Raw genomic sequence first — 20,964 nt, 5'->3', positions numbered from 1 at the left:
GTGTTTAATAAAATTTCAATATCAACCGAGAACTGGAATAAGATATGTGAACAGGCAAAAAAACACTCTCTCAAAGGGAGTGAACTGTTGAAAGCGGTTTTCATGAAAATAAAATATATATGGGGAACTGATGAATATAAAAGTTTTTTCACCATGGAGTGGCAACAGATTTTTGACTATATATCCAATAAGGATAGTTTAGCAGTAAGTAGTTCGATTTCAATTGAAGTAATGGATGAAGAAAAAGCAGAACCGTATATATTAATAGAAACTAATGGAAAAGCAAATTTGAGTGGTGATATAGGTCATTGTATTTCAAAGATAATTACTCAAATGGCACAGATGGATTTAGAGGATATAAATATTTCTTTTCTAACGGAGGAACAAAAAAATAGGCGTTGCAAGTTAAATGATACATGCAAAGAATATCATTACAAGGGGTTACATGAAGAGTTCTTTGAGACGGCAGAATGTTATCCGGAAAAAACTGCAATTATTTGGTATGATGAAATGCGTGAAAATATTACATATGCACAGTTGGCGGATAAAGTTCTTAGAATGGCTAACATGTTAACCATTCATGGAATTAGCGAAAACGAATATATAGCAGTCTCTATACCGAAAGGACCATGGCAGATCATATCAGTATTAGCGGTGTTGTCGGTGGGGTGTACTTATGTACCTATAGATATAGAATGGCCGGAAGAAAGAAAAAAGAAAATATGCAAAAAGGCAAACATAAAAAATTTTATTACTATCACTACTTATTCTCCTGAAGTAATAGAAGGAATTGACATTATATATGCAGACGAATCGGAGCATTTTGAAAAAATAAAGGATTTTATGCGATATGAGGATGAAAGAAGTGCGTATGTAATCTTTACTTCGGGTACAACTGGTGAACCAAAAGGAGTAGAGATTTCACATAAATCGGCTGATAACACAATTAAAGATATTAATTACAGATTTGGAATTAGCAGTAAAGATAAATGTTTTGCTATATCGGAACTAAGTTTTGATCTATCGGTATATGATATTTTTGGTATGTTAGCGGAAGGTGGAACAATTGTATTGCCGAGACCAAAGGAACGGAAAATGGCCGATAGATGGTTTGATATCGTTATAAATGAACAGATTACAATATGGAACTCAGTTCCGGCAATCTACGATATGTTCTTAATGGTAGCAGAGAATAGCACTAAAACTGTACCTTTGAAAAAGGTTTTGTTATCAGGTGATTGGGTTCAACCTACATTGTATGATAGGAATAAAAAAATAACAAGTAATTGTGAGTTTATTTCTTTAGGAGGCGCAACCGAAGCAGCTATTTGGTCTGTGTATTATGTTGTCAATGAAGTGAGAAGTGATTGGAATTCTGTGCCATATGGTTATCCTTTGGCTAATCAAAAGGTAATAATAATGAATACTCAAAATCAAGAGTGTCCTGATGATGTACCAGGCGAATTATGGATTGGAGGCATGGGAGTTGCAAAAGGATACATAAATGAACCGGATTTAACAGAAGAGAAGTTTGTTTTTTATAACGGAAAACGTTGGTATCGCACTGGTGATTTAGTTTCATTTACAAAGGATGGACATTTAGAATTCTTGGGAAGAATTGATCACCAGATAAAGTTAAATGGTTATAGAATTGAGTTAAAAGAAATAGAGAAGAACATAAATCAGAGTAAATATGTTGATAAGAACATTGCTTTGATAATTAAGAAGAATGGGTATCCCAGATTGGTTGGTGCTATAAAACCATATATACCAGCTATAAAAATGCAGAGTTGTAGTATAGAGGATAATGGGACATTTGATGACGAAACTTCAAGAATAAGGGAAACTACGGTAAATTTATTTCTTCAAGAAGTTTTGAAACAAGTTGAAAATGATAGTATTACAATTTGTAGAAAAATGCAGATATTATATGAACTATGGAAAAAAAGGCTGATACAAAAGCAGGAAGTATCTGTTCAAAAGCAGGTCGTAGATACATGTTTATGGAAAGTGTTAAAGAATATGTTGCCGTTGTATTTAGATATTTTATCTGGCAAAGCGGAACCAAATGAATTGTTGAAATACCCTGAGTTTAATCCGGAATATTTAACATTTAAAAGTCCTGCGGTTAATTTATTTTTAAATAAGATTGTAGATACAATTAAGGCTACCGGCAAAAATAACAGGATTGGAATAATACAGGCGAGAACGGGAAAAGTGGCTACTGTTTTGTCTAGGCAAACTGAAGGACAGGAGTATATTTTATTTGATAGTTCAGCAGGTATGCTTGATATTGCACAAGGTCAGAACGCTCAAATAAATAATTGTTTGTATTCGATGGTACGCCAAGGAGGGATTGAACGAAAATATGTTGGTTATTGTGATTTTGTTGTTGCTGTCAATACGATGCACCAGTTTGAAAATAAAAATGAGGGGCTTAAGCTGGCAAATATGTTGTTAAAACCTAATGGAAAACTTATGATGATCGAATGTGCAGATGAAGATGCAATGGCGTTGATTACATCTTATGTCTTGGAAGCGGAGAAAGTAGAAACAAATAAGTTTTATTTACAACTAAAAGACTGGGGCAAATTATTGGGCGATGCAGGATTTGAAATGGTTAAGGCTGAAATGTCAGAAGTTGATAACATTGAATATATAGAAGCTTTTTCTAGAAATGACTTTCTTCATGACTGTGAAAAAGGTATTTTTAAAATTCTTGAGGAGAATTTGCCTAAATATATGATACCAGAAGAATTTTATTATTTTGTCAACTTGCCGCTTAGTACAAATGGGAAAATCGACAGAAATAAAATACTAAGAAGTATTGAAATGCAGGAAGATTATTTCCAGAATGATGTGGCGTTGACTGATTCAGAAAGCAGGCTTGCAAAGATATGGAAAGATATTTTAGGTGCTAAAAATATATCTAAATCGATCAGTTTTTTTGAGGCTGGTGGTGATAGTTTGCTTTCAACTAAATTAATGATGGAATTACGAAAAGAATATAATGTGGAAGTGGCTCTAACAGATATTTTTGAGAACCCGTATTTGGAACAAATGGCGTCAATGTTAGATAAGAAAATAGATGCTGAAAATGCGTATGTTGAGGGAGAAATATGATTGGAATTATCGGAGGTTTTGGTGATATTGGGTGTGAGGTCGTAAAAAGTTTATGGATGATGGGGTATCGTAACCTATTAGTTGGTGGGCGGCATAATAACGATATGTTTCATACACAGACAGAAATAAAATATCAGTATATAGACTTAAACAAACAAGTGGGTATAGAAAACTTTGTGAAAAAATGCAAGATTATTATAAATTGTTCGGGATTAAGCTGCAATATGACTCGCGTACTGATATTGAAAATTAAAGAACATGGATGTAGTTATATTGAACCACAATTTAATAGGTTGTTAAAGGATATTATACCTGATAGAAATATTGCTTTTATTCAAGGTGTTGGCTCAATGCCCGGATTATCGGGTGCATTACCGATTTATTTGTCGGAGCGTTTTGAAGAAGTTAACAAAATAAAAATATACTATGTAGGGCAAGGAAAATTTACTCATAGAGCAGCTGAAGATTATTTAAACGGAATCGAGGATAGCAATAATTATTCGATGGTATGTTATGAAAACGGGGAATTAATTCCTAATATTGATAAAACATGTGAATTCCTGCCAATATTTTATAAAACATATATGCTGTTGCCTTATTATGATCAGGAAGCAAAAGAAATATGTATTTTTTTAAAGCCTAAACGCGCTGAATTTTATACTGCTATGGAGGATAATTTGACATATCGGTTATTAAAAAATGCTAGAGAAAAGTATAGAAATAATTCTATACAAATCATAGAAGATTTATGTAATGCGTCTGTGATTGATAGCGAAAAAAAATCGTTTTGTGGTTTTGCCATATGTGTTGATGGTAAAAGGGATGGAAAGCGGGAATGGCGTACTTTGATTTTAAAAGCTGATACGGCGGCGATATTGACGGGTACTACAATCGCAGTGATGGCCGATTTGCTTATAAAACGAAAAGTCACATTTTCTCATAATGTTTTATCAATGTGGGAATGCCAAATTCAGAATAGAAATTTAGTAGAGGCGATAATAAATAATTCGCGAATATCAGCCAATATATATGATTGTTCGCTAGAAGATTTATCTAATATTGAGGAGGGAGAGATATGACATCAAAGATAAAAACTATCGTATGTGGATCTACTTTTGGACAGTTTTATATCGATGCACTAATGAAATATAGTGAATTCTTTGAAATTGCTGGACTTTATGCGAGGGGGAGCGAGCGATCTATTGAACTGGCTAAGAGATATGGTATTCCCTTATTTACATCCATTAAAGGAATTCCAAATGAAATTACGCTAGCGTGTGTAGTGATAAGATCAGAAGGTGTGGGAGGAGACGGTTGTAAATTGGCGATACAACTCATGGAGCGTGGGATTCACGTTATACAAGAACAACCGGTATATCCGGAAAATGTCGTAGAGTGTTATAAAGTGGCAAGGAAATATAGGGTTATTTATAATATTGGAAATTTATATATAAAATTACCAGAAGTTCAACATTTTATTAATGTCTCAAAGAAGTTGAATAATTTAAACTCTGTTCAGTATATGAGTTTATGCTTTTGTACTCAAGTGGCTTTTCCAGCAATTGCGATTTTGGCAGAGGCTATTTCAGGATTTCATGAATGGAATGGATTATCTGTTATAAAAAATAATGGACCATTTGATATTATTACAGGAATGGCTGGAAAAGTTCCAATGACCATTCAATTTAATAACCAAATTAATCCAAAGATGCCCGATGATCTTATGTATGTACTCCATAGATTTTCTGTTTTTTTTCAAAGTGGAATATTAACTTTAGAAGATACTTTTGGACCGGTATCATGGAGACCAAGAATATTTGTTGAAAAATATGGGGTGGCAGAAAGGGATGAGGAAAAACTAAATGAACCTGCTTTTGCTTTGGTAAACGAATATAGAGAAAAGCAGCTAAAAGAGATATTTAGAAATGAATGGACTGGGGCTATTGGCTTACAGTTGTTGGAGATGAAAAATCAAATTGAGAACAGCAGATTAGACACTAATAGAGCTCAAAAAGATTTAATGGTATCTAAGTTGTGGACCGAATTATATCGAGCAACAGGTTATGCGAATTTGATTGATGATATAGACTATATTTATATTCCAACTAAAAAAATAAGAACAACTTACTAGTAAAATTTCAATGGCAAAATGCCATAGAATGGAGAGTTATATGAGCGATTATAAAAATGTATTGAAGAAATGTGCAGATATGGGAATTGATTTATGGACTGAAAATGGGAAATTAAAGTATAAAGCAAGTACAAATACTTTATCACAAGATATACTTCGAGAATTAAAAAAATATAAGGAACAGATTATAGAGTATCTGGAAAAAGAGAATCAGGATTTGATTATTGTCCATGATGATGTAAAAAGATATGAGGCTTTTCCATTAACTGAAGTTCAGTCGGCATATCTTTTAGGAAGAGAAGATTATTACGACTACGGAAATACTGCGTGTCACGTTTATCAGGAATTTGTATATGAACGTTTGGACGTTGCTAAAGTGGAGATGGCATGGAACAAATTAATCCAGAAACATGATGCACTAAGGACAGTTATCTATAAAGCTGGTTATCAGAAAGTGTTAGAAACGACGCCATATTTTGAAGTGCATGAATACAAAAATATGGAGGATGGTTCAAAGGAACTTGAGAGAATTAGAGATGATTTTGGGAGAAAAGTGTTTCCATTAGAAAAATGGCCTATGTTTGAAATTGCAGTATCACAATTTGAGGATAAGTCACGATTACATTTTTCAATGGATTTTTTGGTTGCGGATTGGGCAAGTATATGGATGCTTTTGGAAGAATTTGAGGACATATATTTCCATAATATCATGGAATCATCTACTGATATTACATTTAGAGATTATGTATTATTTGAAGAACGTAAAAAGCAATGTCAAAAGTATGAGGAGGACAGAGCATTTTGGCAAAAAAAATTGCCACATTTTTGTTTGGCACCATCATTACCTAATTTGAATACAAGAAAATCTAAGACTGTAGAATTCGAACGTTATTCTCGGCGGATGGGAATTGAAGAATGGAAAAAGTTTAAAAAGAATTGTGCAAGTCATAATATCACACCAACCGCAGCAGTTCTAACCGTCTATGGAACAGTTTTGAAAAAATGGAGTTTTAACAAAGACGTTTGCCTTAATTTGACAGTTTTAAATCGAGAGACTTCAGATAAAAATATTAATAAAGTTGTTGGTGATTTTACAAAAATCCTATTATTAGAAATACGGAATCTGCATGATACTTTTTCAGATATGGCGCAGGATATTAATGCTACATTATTTGAAAGTTTAGACCATTGTGGATATTCTGGTGTAGATGTAATCCGTGATATATCTAAAACAAAAGGTAGAGAATATGCAAGTATGCCATATGTTTTTACAAGCGCTATTGGTTTGATAAAAAATTCTTTACAGGGTAAATATGAGGGTATTGGAATTTCTCAAACACCACAGGTATTTATTGACTGCCAGGCAATGGATGGAGATTTTGGTCTGCAAATAAATTGGGATGTAAGAAAAGGAGTTTTTGAAAATCAACTTATTAGAGATATGTTTCAGATTTTTGAAATGATTTTGAATCAGCTGGCTGCCGATCAAGATATGTGGGAGAATAAATTATCAATTGCTCTGCCAGAAGCGCAAAGGAAACAGCGGGAACAAGTTAATTGTAAAAAAGATATATTTGATGATAAGTTGCTGTATACAGATTTTTTGAAAATTGCAAATATATATCCGAATTATCCGGCAATATATGATGATTTGGGAACTATCACATATGGTGAATTGTTAAAATTATCTGCTAGTATTGCGGCTAGATTACAGGAAGAGGGAGTAAAAGAAAATGATAAAGTTGTAGTTATGATACCTAAAAATAGGTATCAGATAGGTGCTGTGTTGGCTGTATTATATTTAGGTGGAGCGTATGTTCCTATTGATATTACGTCCCCAGTTAAAAGAACAGAAAATATTATTTCACAGTGTAATAGTAGTGTTGTTTTAAAAGTAACAGAAGTAGAATATGATGGCTTGGCAAAAAAAATTAATGTTAATGAAATAGACTATAACAAAGAAAAAAAGGTTGACATAAAAACTTATGATACGAAAAAGCCGGCATATGTCATTTTTACTTCTGGAACAACAGGGGTGCCTAAAGGTGTAATTGTGTCTCATCACGCTGCATTGAATACGATTTGTGATATAAATAAGACTTATGGTGTTACAAAAACTGATTGTGTATTAGCTTTATCTAAGTTAAATTTTGACCTATCTGTATATGATATATTTGGCATGCTATCAGTTGGAGGATCAATTGTTTATGTGAATGATTCAAACTATATGAACCCTAAATATTGGCATGAAAAAATTGTTGAACATGGTGTAACAATATGGAATTCTGTACCGGCACTAAAGCAACTCTATTTAGCATATTTAAAAGAAGACGATCAGACCTATAAAGAAAATATAAGATTGTGCCTTTTATCGGGAGACTGGATACCACTTGGGATGCCAGAAGAAATTAAAAAGCACAACAAATATGAGAAAATCATATGTTTAGGAGGTGCAACAGAAGCTGCGATATGGTCTATTTCACACGAATATGACGGGATAAAAGATGGATGGAAAAGTATTCCATATGGGAAACCGCTTGCCAACCAGCAACTTTTCGTAGTAGATGATAATGGGGAGGATTGTCCAGTGGGGTGTCCGGGAGAATTATATATTGCAGGAGAAGGTTTGGCTGATGGATATTTGGGAGATGAAGAATTGACAGAGAAAAAATTCTTCTATAGTAAGGTTCATCATTGCCGCGTTTATGCAACGGGGGATCTTGGAAGATATATGGATACTGGTGAAATTGAGTTTTTAGGAAGAATGGACACTCAAGTAAAAGTTCGAGGATATCGAATAGAATTAGGGGAAATAGAGAATGCTTTGGTAATGCAACCTGAAATAAGTAATGCAGTAGTACGAATTAATACTGAAAAAAAAGACTTGCCAATTGAAGCAGTAGTGGAGATTGCTAAAATAAACTCTCAAGAGAAGGATGCTATTTTGGCGCAGAGTAGAAAGTTAATAAAAAGTCTTGAATGTGTCAATGTTGAATTTGAACAGATATTAGACAGGACTAATTATAAATATGATTTTGCTAAAAGAGATGAGATAGCATTAATTTCGGTATTACATGGCTTGATTAAAGTAGGTTGTCTTTATAATGGATGTACATTAGAAGAGATTATAAATAGCGAAAAAGTTGCCCCCAAATATCGTTGGTTATTGTCACGTTGGGTAAAAGTATTAGAAGAAAAAGGCTATATTTTAAAAACAGAAGATGAAAAATATTCTATAGTGAAATGTTATTCAGATGAAGAATATTCTTATCTTATGAATGATGTATTTGAGAACTGGGTTGAAGAATATGGTGATATCAACTTGATGAGTTACATTAAAGACAATGCTGTACAATTGCAGGGAATATTGGAAGGAAATATAGATCCAGTTGGTGTTTTATATCCAGAGGGTTCAACAAAATATACGGAAGCACTATATGTGACTAGTTCTGTTGCTAAGATTATTAATAATTACTATTGTCATTTTATTTTGGAATATATTAAAAATAATTCCGATAGAAAAATTAGAATATTAGAGATTGGAGCTGGAACGGCGGCCACAGCAAAACCGATCATACAAGCATTAGGAGATACAGATTATGAGTATTATTTTACGGATATTACAAAATATTTTTTCCCAGCAGCGAAGAATTTTTTTAAAGATAACCATCGAGTTGTTTTGCGGCAATTTAATGTTGATGAAGATTATAAAAAACAAGGATTTCAACCCAATTATTTTGATATAGTTATTGGTGCGTATGTACTTGAAAATGTAAAAGATATTAAAAAAAGTATAAATATTATTAAGGAGTTAGTCGCACCACAAGGATATCTATTGTTTTCTGAACCAGTTAGAAATGAGCCTTGGATATTGGCTTCACAAGCACTGATGATGACGGAGCCGGAAGATGATATTAGGAAAGACACTTTTTTCATCCCACCATCTGGCTGGATTGATGTATTGGATACTTGTGATATAACGTCTTCTACGAATACATTTCCAGAGGAAGAGTCGTCTTTGTATAATTTAGGGGCAGTATTGTTTATTAAACAATTCAAGACCAATACATGCTTAGTGAACAGAGAGAAGATAAAGGATAACATTTTAAGATATATACCTGAATATATGATGCCATCCTCTATGATTTATTTAAATGACTTTCCATTATCACTAAATGGAAAAATCGATTCAAAAAAATTATTTACATATGTACCAGAAATAGTAAATGATAAAATTGGAATTTCCGATAAAAGTGGTATTCAAAGTGAATTGGAAAAAAATATTCAAGAAGTGTGGAAAGAAATTTTGGAAATTGATCAGCTTGGAGCAGAGGACAATTTTTATGATCACGGCGCAGACTCGTTGATTATGGCTCAAGCGGTAACGAAAATTAGGGAAAAATTAAGAATAGAGATTCCATTTGAATCTTTATTGAGGGAGATGATTAATACACCTACAGTTCATGGTTGTGCTGAATATATAAGTAAGCATAGAGTGCATAATATTAAAGATAAAGAGGAAGAATTGCCGTTATTTTTCGTTAAAGAGTTTAATGAGACATCTAATGTAGATAGAGTAAGGATTTTAGTACATGGGGCATTAGGAACTGTTGAAAATTATTCAGATTTAGGAAATGCATTATCCAAACAAAATATAGGACGGGTTGTTGCATTTGGGATTGCCGATTATACGAAATATATGCAAATTGACACAAAGAATCTTCTGTCTACTTTAGCAAGTCAATATGTAAAATATATTTACGAAAAAGGATGGAAGAATATTCAGTTAATTGGATATAGTTTTAGTGGAAGTATTATAATTGAAATGGCAAGAATGCTAATGGAACAAAATGTAAATGTCGATAATGTGGTAATCATTGAAGGTGGGAGCATACCCATTAATATTAAATCTTCTATTATTATAGAATTGTTATTTTTGGATAGTATGGGGATCTCAGAGACTGTCTTGGGGATTAGCCAAGTAGGAATATTAAAAGCGGTATTTGAGGCTGTAAAGGAGCAAGGACTCCCAAGTGTTGATGATAATACATTGCTGTCTATATTGCAAAATGATATAGATAAAGAGAAAATGGTAGAACTAATAAAAAGGGGAGAAAGTGAACGTTGGGAAATGTATCAAAAATTTTCCGATAGTAAAAACTCTTTGAAAGCTCTTTTTGGTATATATAGAAAATCGTTTGAAGCATTACAAACACTTCCGGATATATATTTTGGGGATGTAACATACTGTAGTGTAAAGGAGAGGGAGGGAGCCTATGAAAGTTTTGATGAGATTACCATCAAATGGGAAGATATTTTATTAGGAAATATAAAACAGGAAATGATAAACGGAAATCATTATAATTGTATTACAGAAAAAAATGCTGAAAAAGTAGCAACACTTTTAATGCATGAATTAGGAGTATCACAGATAGAGCAAGTTAATGATCTGGTTACGGATTATAAAGAGGAAGCCATAACAGAGAAATTTTTGATAGAAAATGATTTATTCATCCAATTTGCATTATATAAGAGGAAAGAAAGTATTCTGTATGCAATGATTTGTTTTATGAAAAGCAAAGATATCTTTGCTGACGATAATACTGAGTATACTTTTGATGAAATGAAAGAAAAGTTAAATATTGCTCCTAAAAATGAAAAAATATTGTTGCGTTGGTTAAGAAACTTGAAAGCATATGGAATTATTCAAGCTACAAATAATCGGTATAGGTTATGTTTACATATAACAGAGGAACAATTTGAAGAAACATGGAGTAAAATGTTAGCACTTTGGAATGGAAAATTGTGTAGTGAGTTAGGAAACGAATATTTACTTAACAATATTAAAAAACTTTCAGAGCTATTTTCGGGACATGTGAACCCAACACATTTACTGTTTCCAGAAGGGAAATTTGACTATGCAAATGCATTATATAAAGAAACGTTTGTGTTCAAATTTTTAAATAATTTAGTTCTAAAGTCGTTGAAAATGGTTGAACAATCGAATGGAAAGTTAGAAATTTTAGAATTAGGAGCAGGAACAGGTTCTACGACGGATGCCGTACTTGAGCTAATTAAAGAAAATAATAAGGTAACATATTTTTATACCGATATTTCACAATTCTTTTTAAAAGAGGCTCAGCGAAGATATGCAGATATAGACAATATATTATATTCACAATTAAACATAGATGACTTAAATTTTGATTCCAAGGTGGATATAATAATTGCTAACGGAGTGCTGAATAACGCAAAACACATAGATAGTACGTTTGAAAAAATGATAAATTTGGTAAGACCTGGAGGAAAAATATTTATCATTGAGCAAGTGGCAGAGTCTTTAGAAATACTGGTTTCTCAGGTATTTATGATGGAGGATATTGATAATAGTACAGAGAGTGAGACATTTAGAAGTGTTGAAGAATGGAAACGTATATTTAACAATGATAGGATAGAAAAAGTAGAAGTATATCCTGATATGCATTTTATAGAACAAAGGCTGTTTATAATATCCTGCAATTAAGAAACAATTGATATGGCTGCTCTCAAACCTTTACTGAGAGCAGTCGTTAATATATCTTTTTAATTGTGCTAGCTCATGAGAATTTTTTAGGAGTGACTAGTGTGAAAGAAAGTAGAGGACAGATATAAATGAGTGCACTTAAATAAGCTGTCTAAAAAGAGAAAGAATTTACAACTCCTCCTCCCGTGCTTTGTAGTATAGCTTCTTGAAACTATTATTGCACAGAGTAAGGGGGGAATCTTTCATTACTATTTGTGCCGTTGACTGAAAGGCAGCGGAATGGAGATTAAGATGGAATTTGAATCAGAAAAAATAATTAGTAAATTTAATAAAGGAACAATAGTGTTAGTTCATGGCGCTTATCATGGTCCATGGTGCTGGGAGGATAATTTTAAGCCGTTCTTTGTAAAACGAGGATATAGTGTTATAGTGGTCAATTTTAGTAATCCAAATCCAAAAGTGAAAATAAATGACTATATGGAACATCTCAATGAAGTGGTGGGAGAAATTAGTGGAAAAGTTTATTTTATTTCACATTCGTTAGGAACTGCAATAGTGGAAAAATATATTACTAAGTTTTCGCCTAAATTAGATGCCGTTGAGACCGTTTCAAGTTTTGTGTAAACGTTAAAAACTGATATAAGATTTGTGAATAGTTACAAATGGGCAGAGCCGATTTTCCGGATTCTGCCCATATCTGCATTATACAGTAGTTTTTAGGCATGTCAATAAAACCTGCCTAAAATTGACTGCTTTACAGGTTCCGTCCTGCCAGACGTTCTTCAAAATAAATTTCAAGCTGGGAATGGATCTGTCCCCAGTCCTGCCTGTGACCGGTCCATTTTTTCGTGATATCCATGGTTGCCAGATACAGCATTTTTAAAAGGCTGTCATCTGACGGAAAGACCGTTTTGCTTTTGGTCACTTTCCGCAGCTGGCGGTTGAATCCTTCAATGGCATTTGTGGTGTAAATCAGGCGTCTTACTGCCTCTGGATATTTGAAATAAGTGGACAGGGTTGCCCAGTTATCATGCCAGGATTTATAAATCTTTGGATACTTGGAATCCCATTTATCTTTGAACAATTCTAACTCATTTAAAGCTGTTTCTTCCGTTGGAGCTGCATATACAAGCTTCAGATCAGCCATCAGTTTTTTGATGTCTTTGTATGAAACAAACTTCGTTGAATTACGGATCTGATGGATGATGCATTGCTGAATCTCTGTTTTTGGATAAACAGCCTCGATTGCCTGTGGAAATCCATTTAAACCATCAACGCATGCGATCAGGATATCCTCAACGCCCCGGTTTTTTAATCCATTCATGATAGAAAGCCAGAACTTTGCACTTTCGTTCTCTCCAACATACATTCCAAGGACATCTTTTTTCCCATTCATGTCGATACCAAGGGCAATGTAAACCGCACGTTTTACAATACGTCCTTCACTGCGGACATGATAGTGGATTGCATCCATAAATACTACAGCATACACTTCTTCCAAAGGGCGTTCCTGCCATTCTTTTACAATCGGCAGGATCTTGTCGGTGATCCGGCTGATCGTGCTGTCAGAAATATCAATATCGTATAATTCACGCATATGGGATTCAATGTCTCCGGTTGTCATCCCTTTAGCATACATAGAAAGTATCTTTTCTTCCATGTCCTGAGTTACTGTGTTTTGATATTTTTTGATCAGCTGAGGCTCATAGTCACCGTTACGATCCCTTGGGATAGCCACATCCATATCTCCATAGCTGGTATGCATGGTTTTACTGGAATGTCCATTTCTGCTATTGTCTGTTTCTTTGTTTCGGTAGTCATACTTGGAATATCCTAATTCCTCATCCAGTTCCTCGTCCAAAGCACCTTCCAAAAGGACAGACATCATGTCACGCATGATACTGTTCACATCGGTGCCATCTTTGATGCTGATATCATTATTCTTCAGATAATCTCGCATCATTTCTCTCATTGCCGCTTTTTGTGGGCTGTCTTTTCTTCTTGCCATAAAAATAACCTCCAAACTGAGTAATTTTATCTTACATCAGTTTGGAGGTTTACACAAACTTTAGGATACTCCCATGCCGTTGTCTTTTTGGCTCCTAGTCCAGTAATAAAAAGACTTCAAAAAGCCTTCCTTGTTAATTTTGAACTGCTTCCCGTCAAGTAGACAATTAAAAAAATAAAATTTATTTCTGCCACTAGATGAAAAACTGGTGGCAGTTTTTATGCTGCCAATATATATTGTTCATGTTTTTCCATTGGGGTTAAAACTCCAAGATTCCTTTGTAATCGTCTATTGTTGTAATATTCCATGTAGCTTTCAATCATGCCCACAAGTGCTGTACGACTCGTAAATCTTTTCCCATAATAACGTTCTCTTTTTATAATCCCCCAGAATCCTTCCATCGGACCATTATCAATACATTTTGCAACCCTGGACATGCTTTGCGTCATTCCGGCAGCTTCCAGTTTATTGTGGAAGCTTCGATTTGTATATTGAAATCCTCTGTCACTATGACACAGCGGGCGTGCATCTGGATTACTGGCAATGGCATTGTCGAAAGTATCAAAGACCAATGCGTTATTATTGTTATCTCGAATTACATAGGACACAATCCGTCTATCATACAAATCTAGTATTGCACTAAGATACACCTTATGTTTTTCCAAACCGATGTAATATTTAAATTCCGTCACATCTGTAAGCCATTTCTGATTAGGTGCATCTGCAAAAAACTCTCGGTTTAATACATTTTCCGCTATGTATTGTGGATTTGCGGATTGACGTGTGCATCCATTGTTAGCATATTTAATTGTGGATTTAATATTTTTCTTTCTGCAAATACGAAGAACCCGTTTGTCATTTACCTTTATTCCATAATAGCGTTCCAGATCATCTCGTATTCTTCGATAGCCTTTGTCAGGAGAATCCGTGTGTATCTTTTCGATTGCATCTGAAATACGCAAGTTTTTAATTTCATTAGCTGGAATCTCTCTATGAAGCCATTTATAATAAGCAGATCTGCTTACATTTCCAAGTTTGCAAAGTGCACTGATTGGGTAACCGTATGTTTCGTTTTCCTCTTTAATTGCCTGATAAATCTGCCCTTGCCTCAACAGGCTTAACCCCGCCTCCTCTCTATTTCGTCGAGTTTTTTTAGGAATGATGTCTCCATTTCAGCTTTTTTCCGCTTGGCTTTTTCCATCTTCAATTCTGCTTGAAGTTTTTCAATTTCTGAAAGAGAATTCTCTGATTTCCTTTTGCCACGATTGTCTTGTAGTGCATTAATTCCACCGTTTTCATATTTAACCGTATAGTTTCGTGCCTGCTGATAAGAAACTTTAAATTTTTCAGATGTTTCAGTGTAATTATGATCATGGCTAATGCAATATGCCGCAATTTCTACCCGTTCATTAAATGCCGTTTTTCTTCCTTTGGTCATGATGCCTGTATCTCCCATTCTGGAAGCTTTTAGCTCCTCATGACCATTATACTTCTTAATCCAGCTTCTGAGTTGACTGGTCGAAAGAATTTTGAACTTTTGACAAATTTCTATATGAGAACCTTCGCCGGCTAAATATGCTGCGACTGCTTGCTCTTTTTCTGTTTTGGAATAATGTTTGTTATGATTGGTTTTAAACGCATCTATTCCCATCGCTTCATAGTTTTTTACCCATTGTTTGAATGATTGAAAGGCTATACCTAAACGTTGTGCAATCGTCTTCATACTGCCTTTTCCATCTAAATATTCTTGAACTGCACTTATCTTTTCTTCAGCACTGTATCTTGCTTTTCTTCCCAATAAAAATACCCCCTTTCAGGTAACAAGTTTTATATTATTTTACTTGTCTACCTAAAAGGGAGCATATCATTTTCATAATATAATGAGGAGTAAACGTTGTTTCTACTTTTCTAATCGCCTAGATGAAAGTGTGGAAAGCGTTTATCTGGATAAGTTTACTGATGAGTCAAGGCAAATTGAACTTTTAATGATTCGCAAGAAAGTACCTGTAGGTTATGAGTGGAATTATAAGACATTAGTTATGGGGTCATTAAATGATAATTGTATGCCCATATCAGTGCTTCTGGATACTGCTAAAATTTTCAAGGCAAAATTGATTATTTATCAGGAGCATTGCCATGATATGATGTTAGATCCTGCGTGGGAAATCGTGGCGGAGGATATTCTGGGGTTTATTTTAGTATAGTTTTCTTTCGGGCAAATATTAAAATGATTAATCGACTTATTCGGATGTAAAAAGAAATAATTCTTTATAAATGATTTTTATAAAGTAAGAAATTTTGAGATATCACAATTTAATAAAGTGCTTTACTGAAAATAAGGAAAAATTGGGTGAAGTAAAAAGATTATTTTCATTTTCAAAATTGATTTTTCGGTAGAATTTAGTCATGATAGTTAAAAAGCATGAACAAGAAAAAATTAGTTGCATTTTTTATATTCTTGAACCTCACCGAAAATCATTGATTCTGTAGTGTAAGAGTAATTTCTACTGCTGTTTTTGAGAATAACCAGAAATATCAAGTGAAATTTGAGGGCAAAACTAAAATCAACTTACCTCCGCAGCAATGAAAATTGATTTTTTACTTTAGCTAAGTAAAAAAAATTAAAATTAAAATGTCAATCCCCCTTGACAAAGGAGATTTTCCTGCTATAATTAAAACAGTGTTTTGAATACGATGTTTTGAAAACACCGTTTTAATAAGAAAGGTGGATGAGCGATGGCAAGTAGGATTGAAGGATTTGACGAGAAAATTCTTTCCTGCGCGAAAGAAGAATTTTTAGAAAAAGGCTATACAGATGCTTCGATACGGACGATTGCTCAAAATGCCGGTGTCAGCACCAGTACAATATATACGCGGTATTCAGATAAAGAGGGATTGTTCCGCTTTCTTGTGGAACCGGTAGCTAAAGGTCTGAAAGAGTTATTGCGGCAATCATTAAGTGATTTTTCTTCTTTGACGGGGCACGAGCAGAACGAAAAATTTATGGAATACTCAGATCGTGGTTTTGAAGCTGTGATTGCATATATCTATGAATATTTTTCTGAATTTAAGCTGCTGATTACCGGAGCACCGGGAAATTACTATCAGGAATTTTTAGAAGGATTAGTAGAACTGGATACGAACTGCACAAAGAAATTCTTGATTCAAGTTGGAAGTAAAACTCTGGCGGAAGGGCGAGTTACAGATGGATTCCTGCACGTTGTTTCCAGTGCTTTTTATTCTGGTATATTTGAAGTGGTGATTCATGATATGCCGATGGAAGAAGCAAAGAATTATATCAATGAGTTACGCGCTTTTTATGGGAATGGCTGGAAAGAATATTACCGGAAATAGAAAGAAGGTGCGAAGGAAATGCAGAAAACAGAAGAATTTTGTGTGGACGAAAGCGGATGGATACACTGCCCTTTTTGTAAATGCAGAACGCGGACAAAGATACGGGCAGACACTTCATTGAAAAACTTTCCAATATTTTGTCCCAAATGCAAACAGGAATGTTTGATAGATGTTGACAACATGAAAATACGATTATCAGTAGTGCCAGACGCTAAGACGCAGAGCCGATAATTTGTTTGTGTAAAATTACATGACAGATTATCGGCTTATTCTTTTGAATAAGAGTTAGTGAAATCTAACCAAAGGAGGGATTTATATGAATCAGTCACAGGGCGGAAATCCGTTTGGCAGGCTTGTAGAGTTTGCCAGACCGCATAAGACTGGCTACATCGTTTCTGTTGTTCTTGCTGTGTTGGGAGTTGCCTTTGGTATCGTCCCCTATTTTGCAACAGCTAGAATGACGATTGAGTTACTCTCCGGGAATCAAGATTTATCATTTTACATGGTATGGTGTCTGATTTCCGGCGGCTGCTTTGTCCTAAAAGCAATATTGATGGGAATTTCCACGAGGGCGTCCCATGAAGCAACCTTTGAAGTGCTGTCCGAGGCAAGGCGGAAAATTGCTTCAAAACTTACCAGAGTGCCTATGGGCTATATTCTCAATACTCCGTCCGGGCAGCTAAAAAATGGCATGGTGGAACGAATTGAACAGTTAGAGGTTCCCCTTGCTCATGTAATCCCGGAAATGACTTCAAATCTTCTTGTACCAATCGCAATCATCGTTTATCTGTTCATCTTGGACTGGAGAATGGCGTTAGTATCGCTGATTACTATTCCTGTTGGAATGATGTGCTACATGGGAATGATGAAGGAATATCCCAAGAAGTATGGGGAAGTTGTAAAAGCTGGAAATCACATGAGCGCAACAACGGTAGAATACATCGGCGGTATTGAAATCATTAAGGCATTTAATCAGGCAGATAATTCCTATCAGAAATTTACAGATGCCGTCCATGCAAACGCAGATCTGATCTTAGACTGGATGAAAGATACACAAAAATATTCGGCGATTATGATGAGCGTATGGCCTGCTGCACTGATTAGTGTACTTCCGGTGGGGTGTCTGTTTTATATGAATGGCACTCTGTCAGCAGCAACCTTTATTACAGTAACAGTTTTGTCATTAGGAATTGCAGGACCTCTTGTTGCGGCTATGTTTTTTACCGATGATATTGCAAAAATAAGTACGGTAATGGGAGAGATTGACAGTATATTGAATCAGCCAGAACTTGTTCGACCAAAGGAAGCGTGTAATTTACAAAATCTTGATATATCTCTGGAAAATGTGCATTTTGCATATGATGAAAAAGAGGTTTTAAAAGGAATTGATTTGATAATTCCACAAGGGAAAACTACAGCCTTTGTAGGACCGTCCGGCAGCGGAAAATCAACGATTGCAAAATTGATTGCGTCCTTTTGGGATGTAACAGGAGGACTGATTACGATTGGAGATAAAAGTATCAAAGAAATTTCCACTGACCAACTGAACGATTTGATTTCTTATGTATCGCAGGACAACTATCTGTTTAACGATACAGTGCGTAATAATATCCGTATGGGAAAACCGGGGGCAAGTGATGACGAAGTAGAACAGATTGCAAAAAAATCCGGCTGTCACGAGTTTATTGTGAATCTTGAGCATGGATACGAAACTATAGTCGGGGGTGCTGGCGGTCATTTATCCGGCGGAGAGCGTCAGAGAATTGCGATTGCTAGAGCCATGTTGAAAAATGCTCCTATAGTGATTCTTGATGAAGCAACATCATATACTGATCCGGAAAATGAAGCAGTTATACAGGAGGCAATCAGCCGACTGACAAAGGGTAAAACCTTGATTGTTATTGCTCATCGTTTATCAACGATAATAGATTCTGACCAAATTGTTGTTGTTAAAAACGGAACGATTCAGGCAAAGGGAACGCACGAGGAATTGTTAAAAGAGTGCAGTCTTTACCATACGATGTGGACAGCGCACATGGATGCAAAGGAGGTGAAAACTATATGATACGTTCATTTCGGAAATTCTTTGAATTTGCGGGCCACCAGAGCCGGAATTGGTATTTGGGACTCTTTTATGAAATCATACGCTGTATTTTAGAAGCTCTGCAATTTGCTGCTCTTCTGGTAGTTTTGGATGGATTAGTTCGTGACAATATTACTACACAGACCGCTCTGCTTGCCTTTGGTATTATGCTAGTCAGTGTGATCGGCACCATTATTTTTTGGTATTTGGCGCATGGCAAAGAAGGCGAAGGCAGCTACCGAATGTGTGAGGACAAGAGGATTCAAATTGGCAACCGCATGAAATATATGCCGATGGGCTATTTCAACAGCCATAGTCTGGGCAATCTCACATCCGTTTCAACAGCGACCATGAGTGACCTTGAAAGTATGTCCTTTGCTATCATCGTGCGGACTTTGGTGGGAGTAATCCACGCCAGTATTTTTTCTATTGCCATGTGCTACTTTAGCTGGAAGATTAGTTTGATCTTTTTGGTTGGCGTGATTTTGTTCATGGTAATCAACACAATGCTCCTGCGCTGCTCCAAGAGATTATCTCCCATACGATTAGAGGCGCAGACGGAGTTCATGGACGCCGTACTGGAATACATACAGGGAATGGGTGTTGTGCGGGCGTTCCACATGGCAAAGCAGTCAAATACCACGCTGGAAAAATCCATTGACGAAACGCAGAAGAAAAACCAGCTTATTGAAAGGCAGCGGATTCCCTATATAGCCGCTGAGCAGGTTGTCCTTCGGATTGCCAGTGCCGCCGCTGCTTTCTGCTCTATCGCACTTTTTGTAAACGGTACGCTGAAATTAACATATTGTCTGATAATCTTAGTATCGGCGTTCATGGTATATAGCCAGTTGGAAAGCGCGGGAGAAATGTTCTTTATGCTTTCAATGATCGATGCTTCTATTGATCGTGTGGAGGAAATCAACCAAAGTCCTCAGATTGACATTGACGGCAAAGAGCAGACCCCAGACCGGCTGGATATTGAAATGCAGGATGTGAGTTTTTCTTACGGGGATAAAAAAGTGATCGACCATGTATCGCTCACAATTCCACAAGGAACCACAACGGCGATTGTCGGCCCGTCGGGTTCTGGAAAAACAACACTGGTAAATCTAATCGCGCGCTTTTGGGATGTTGACAGCGGAAGTGTCCGTATCGGTGGCATTGATGTTAAAGATTACAAGCTGGACAGCCTGATGAAAAATATCAGCATGGTATTTCAGAATGTGTATCTGTTCCCGGACACGATTGAGAACAATATTAAATTTGGTTCCCCTAACGCTACCCATGAAGATGTGGTGAAGGCAGCAAAGGCGGCAAGGTGCCATGACTTCATTTCAGCATTGCCGGAGGGCTACCAGACGGTAATCGGAGAAAGCGGTGCGACCATTTCCGGCGGCGAAAAGCAGAGGATTTCTATTGCAAGAGCGATTATGAAAGATGCGCCCATCATTATTCTTGACGAGGCCACAGCAAATGTCGATCCCGAAAATGAAGCAGAGCTTCAGAAAGCGATTGAAGCGCTGACACAGGGGAAAACAATTATTATGATTGCCCATCGGTTGAAAACCGTAAAAAATGCGGATCAAATCATCGTTATCGACCGTGGTAAAATCTCTCAGCAAGGTACGCATGATGAACTTATCAAGCAAGCAGGTATTTATGCGGATTTTGTTGGCATGAGAGAAAAAGCTATCGGTTGGAAAATCAAGGCAGACAGCCTTGCATAAAAGAAAGGAGTTCCT

General features: G+C 35.6%; 13 protein-coding genes. 10 read left to right on the top strand and 3 right to left on the bottom strand.

Annotated elements, in window-relative coordinates:
- The 5 genes from WKT00_RS09110 to WKT00_RS09090 all read left to right on the top strand — a co-directional run bounded on the left by WKT00_RS09110 (position 1) and on the right by WKT00_RS09090 (position 12,401).
- On the top strand, positions 1 to 3,123 hold the full coding sequence (locus tag WKT00_RS09110) for an amino acid adenylation domain-containing protein (RefSeq protein ID WP_118698060.1): 3,123 nt from the start codon (positions 1 to 3) through the stop codon (positions 3,121 to 3,123).
- Positions 3,120 to 4,202, top strand: coding sequence for a hypothetical protein (locus WKT00_RS09105; RefSeq protein ID WP_055059668.1), 1,083 nt, complete (start codon positions 3,120 to 3,122; stop codon positions 4,200 to 4,202). The genes WKT00_RS09110 and WKT00_RS09105 overlap by 4 nt, the downstream gene beginning before the upstream one ends.
- Positions 4,199 to 5,254 carry a Gfo/Idh/MocA family oxidoreductase gene (locus tag WKT00_RS09100; RefSeq protein ID WP_055059667.1) on the top strand — a complete coding sequence of 352 codons (1,056 nt, stop codon included), beginning with the start codon at positions 4,199 to 4,201 and terminating at the stop codon, positions 5,252 to 5,254. The genes WKT00_RS09105 and WKT00_RS09100 overlap by 4 nt, the downstream gene beginning before the upstream one ends.
- A 40-nt stretch (positions 5,255 to 5,294) precedes the next feature.
- Positions 5,295 to 11,777 carry an amino acid adenylation domain-containing protein gene (locus WKT00_RS09095; RefSeq protein WP_340263202.1) on the top strand — a complete coding sequence of 2,161 codons (6,483 nt, stop codon included), beginning with the start codon at positions 5,295 to 5,297 and terminating at the stop codon, positions 11,775 to 11,777.
- A gap of 291 nt (positions 11,778 to 12,068) precedes the next feature.
- Positions 12,069 to 12,401 (top strand): alpha/beta hydrolase, encoded by a 333-nt coding sequence (locus tag WKT00_RS09090; protein WP_340263200.1) that lies wholly within the window; start codon positions 12,069 to 12,071, stop codon positions 12,399 to 12,401.
- Positions 12,402 to 12,531: 130 nt separating this feature from the next.
- Here the strand turns inward: WKT00_RS09090 and WKT00_RS09085 are convergent, their stop codons facing one another.
- The 3 genes from WKT00_RS09085 to WKT00_RS09075 form a co-directional block, all read right to left on the bottom strand.
- Positions 12,532 to 13,749 carry an IS256 family transposase gene (locus WKT00_RS09085; RefSeq protein WP_340263460.1) on the bottom strand — a complete coding sequence of 406 codons (1,218 nt, stop codon included), beginning with the start codon at positions 13,747 to 13,749 and terminating at the stop codon, positions 12,532 to 12,534.
- A 254-nt stretch (positions 13,750 to 14,003) separates the two neighbouring features.
- Entirely contained in the window at positions 14,004 to 14,897 is an 894-nt protein-coding gene (locus tag WKT00_RS09080; protein WP_117823874.1) for an IS3 family transposase, read from the bottom strand.
- 5 nt (positions 14,898 to 14,902) lie between these two features.
- The gene (locus WKT00_RS09075) at positions 14,903 to 15,583 is read right to left on the bottom strand and encodes a helix-turn-helix domain-containing protein (protein WP_340263196.1); all 681 of its coding nucleotides are present in this window, start codon (positions 15,581 to 15,583) and stop codon (positions 14,903 to 14,905) included.
- A 130-nt stretch (positions 15,584 to 15,713) separates the two neighbouring features.
- Here WKT00_RS09075 and WKT00_RS09070 point away from each other — a divergent pair, with 130 nt between their 5' ends.
- From WKT00_RS09070 to WKT00_RS09050, 5 genes are all read left to right on the top strand, one after another.
- Positions 15,714 to 15,989, top strand: coding sequence for a hypothetical protein (locus WKT00_RS09070; protein ID WP_340263194.1), 276 nt, complete (start codon positions 15,714 to 15,716; stop codon positions 15,987 to 15,989).
- Between the two features lie 532 nt (positions 15,990 to 16,521).
- A complete protein-coding gene (locus WKT00_RS09065; protein WP_054337257.1) occupies positions 16,522 to 17,139 on the top strand; it encodes a TetR/AcrR family transcriptional regulator in 618 nt (205 codons plus the stop codon).
- An 18-nt stretch (positions 17,140 to 17,157) separates the two neighbouring features.
- The gene (locus WKT00_RS09060; RefSeq protein ID WP_118092818.1) at positions 17,158 to 17,370 is read left to right on the top strand and encodes a cysteine-rich KTR domain-containing protein; all 213 of its coding nucleotides are present in this window, start codon (positions 17,158 to 17,160) and stop codon (positions 17,368 to 17,370) included.
- Between the two features lie 85 nt (positions 17,371 to 17,455).
- Complete coding sequence (locus WKT00_RS09055; RefSeq protein WP_055059664.1) at positions 17,456 to 19,204, top strand: ABC transporter ATP-binding protein; 1,749 nt, start codon at positions 17,456 to 17,458, stop codon at positions 19,202 to 19,204.
- Positions 19,201 to 20,949: an ABC transporter ATP-binding protein gene (locus WKT00_RS09050; protein ID WP_055059663.1), complete on the top strand. Its 1,749-nt coding sequence runs from the start codon at positions 19,201 to 19,203 to the stop codon at positions 20,947 to 20,949. Before WKT00_RS09055 ends, WKT00_RS09050 begins: the two co-directional genes overlap by 4 nt.
- Positions 20,950 to 20,964 lie beyond the last annotated feature (15 nt).

The organism is Dorea sp. ICN-14282, from assembly GCF_037890115.1.
Taxonomy (GTDB): domain Bacteria; phylum Bacillota; class Clostridia; order Lachnospirales; family Lachnospiraceae; genus Dorea_B; species Dorea_B phocaeensis.
This window is presented reverse-complemented; position numbering and strand designations above follow the sequence as displayed.

Coding starts and splice junctions, on each gene's coding strand:
- WKT00_RS09085 (WP_340263460.1), bottom strand. CDS start 13,749: ATGAGAGAAATGATGCGAGATTATCTGAAGAATAATGATATCAGCATC.
- WKT00_RS09055 (WP_055059664.1), top strand. CDS start 17,456: ATGAATCAGTCACAGGGCGGAAATCCGTTTGGCAGGCTTGTAGAGTTT.
- WKT00_RS09105 (WP_055059668.1), top strand. CDS start 3,120: ATGATTGGAATTATCGGAGGTTTTGGTGATATTGGGTGTGAGGTCGTA.
- WKT00_RS09090 (WP_340263200.1), top strand. CDS start 12,069: ATGGAATTTGAATCAGAAAAAATAATTAGTAAATTTAATAAAGGAACA.
- WKT00_RS09060 (WP_118092818.1), top strand. CDS start 17,158: ATGCAGAAAACAGAAGAATTTTGTGTGGACGAAAGCGGATGGATACAC.
- WKT00_RS09095 (WP_340263202.1), top strand. CDS start 5,295: ATGAGCGATTATAAAAATGTATTGAAGAAATGTGCAGATATGGGAATT.
- WKT00_RS09100 (WP_055059667.1), top strand. CDS start 4,199: ATGACATCAAAGATAAAAACTATCGTATGTGGATCTACTTTTGGACAG.
- WKT00_RS09050 (WP_055059663.1), top strand. CDS start 19,201: ATGATACGTTCATTTCGGAAATTCTTTGAATTTGCGGGCCACCAGAGC.
- WKT00_RS09065 (WP_054337257.1), top strand. CDS start 16,522: ATGGCAAGTAGGATTGAAGGATTTGACGAGAAAATTCTTTCCTGCGCG.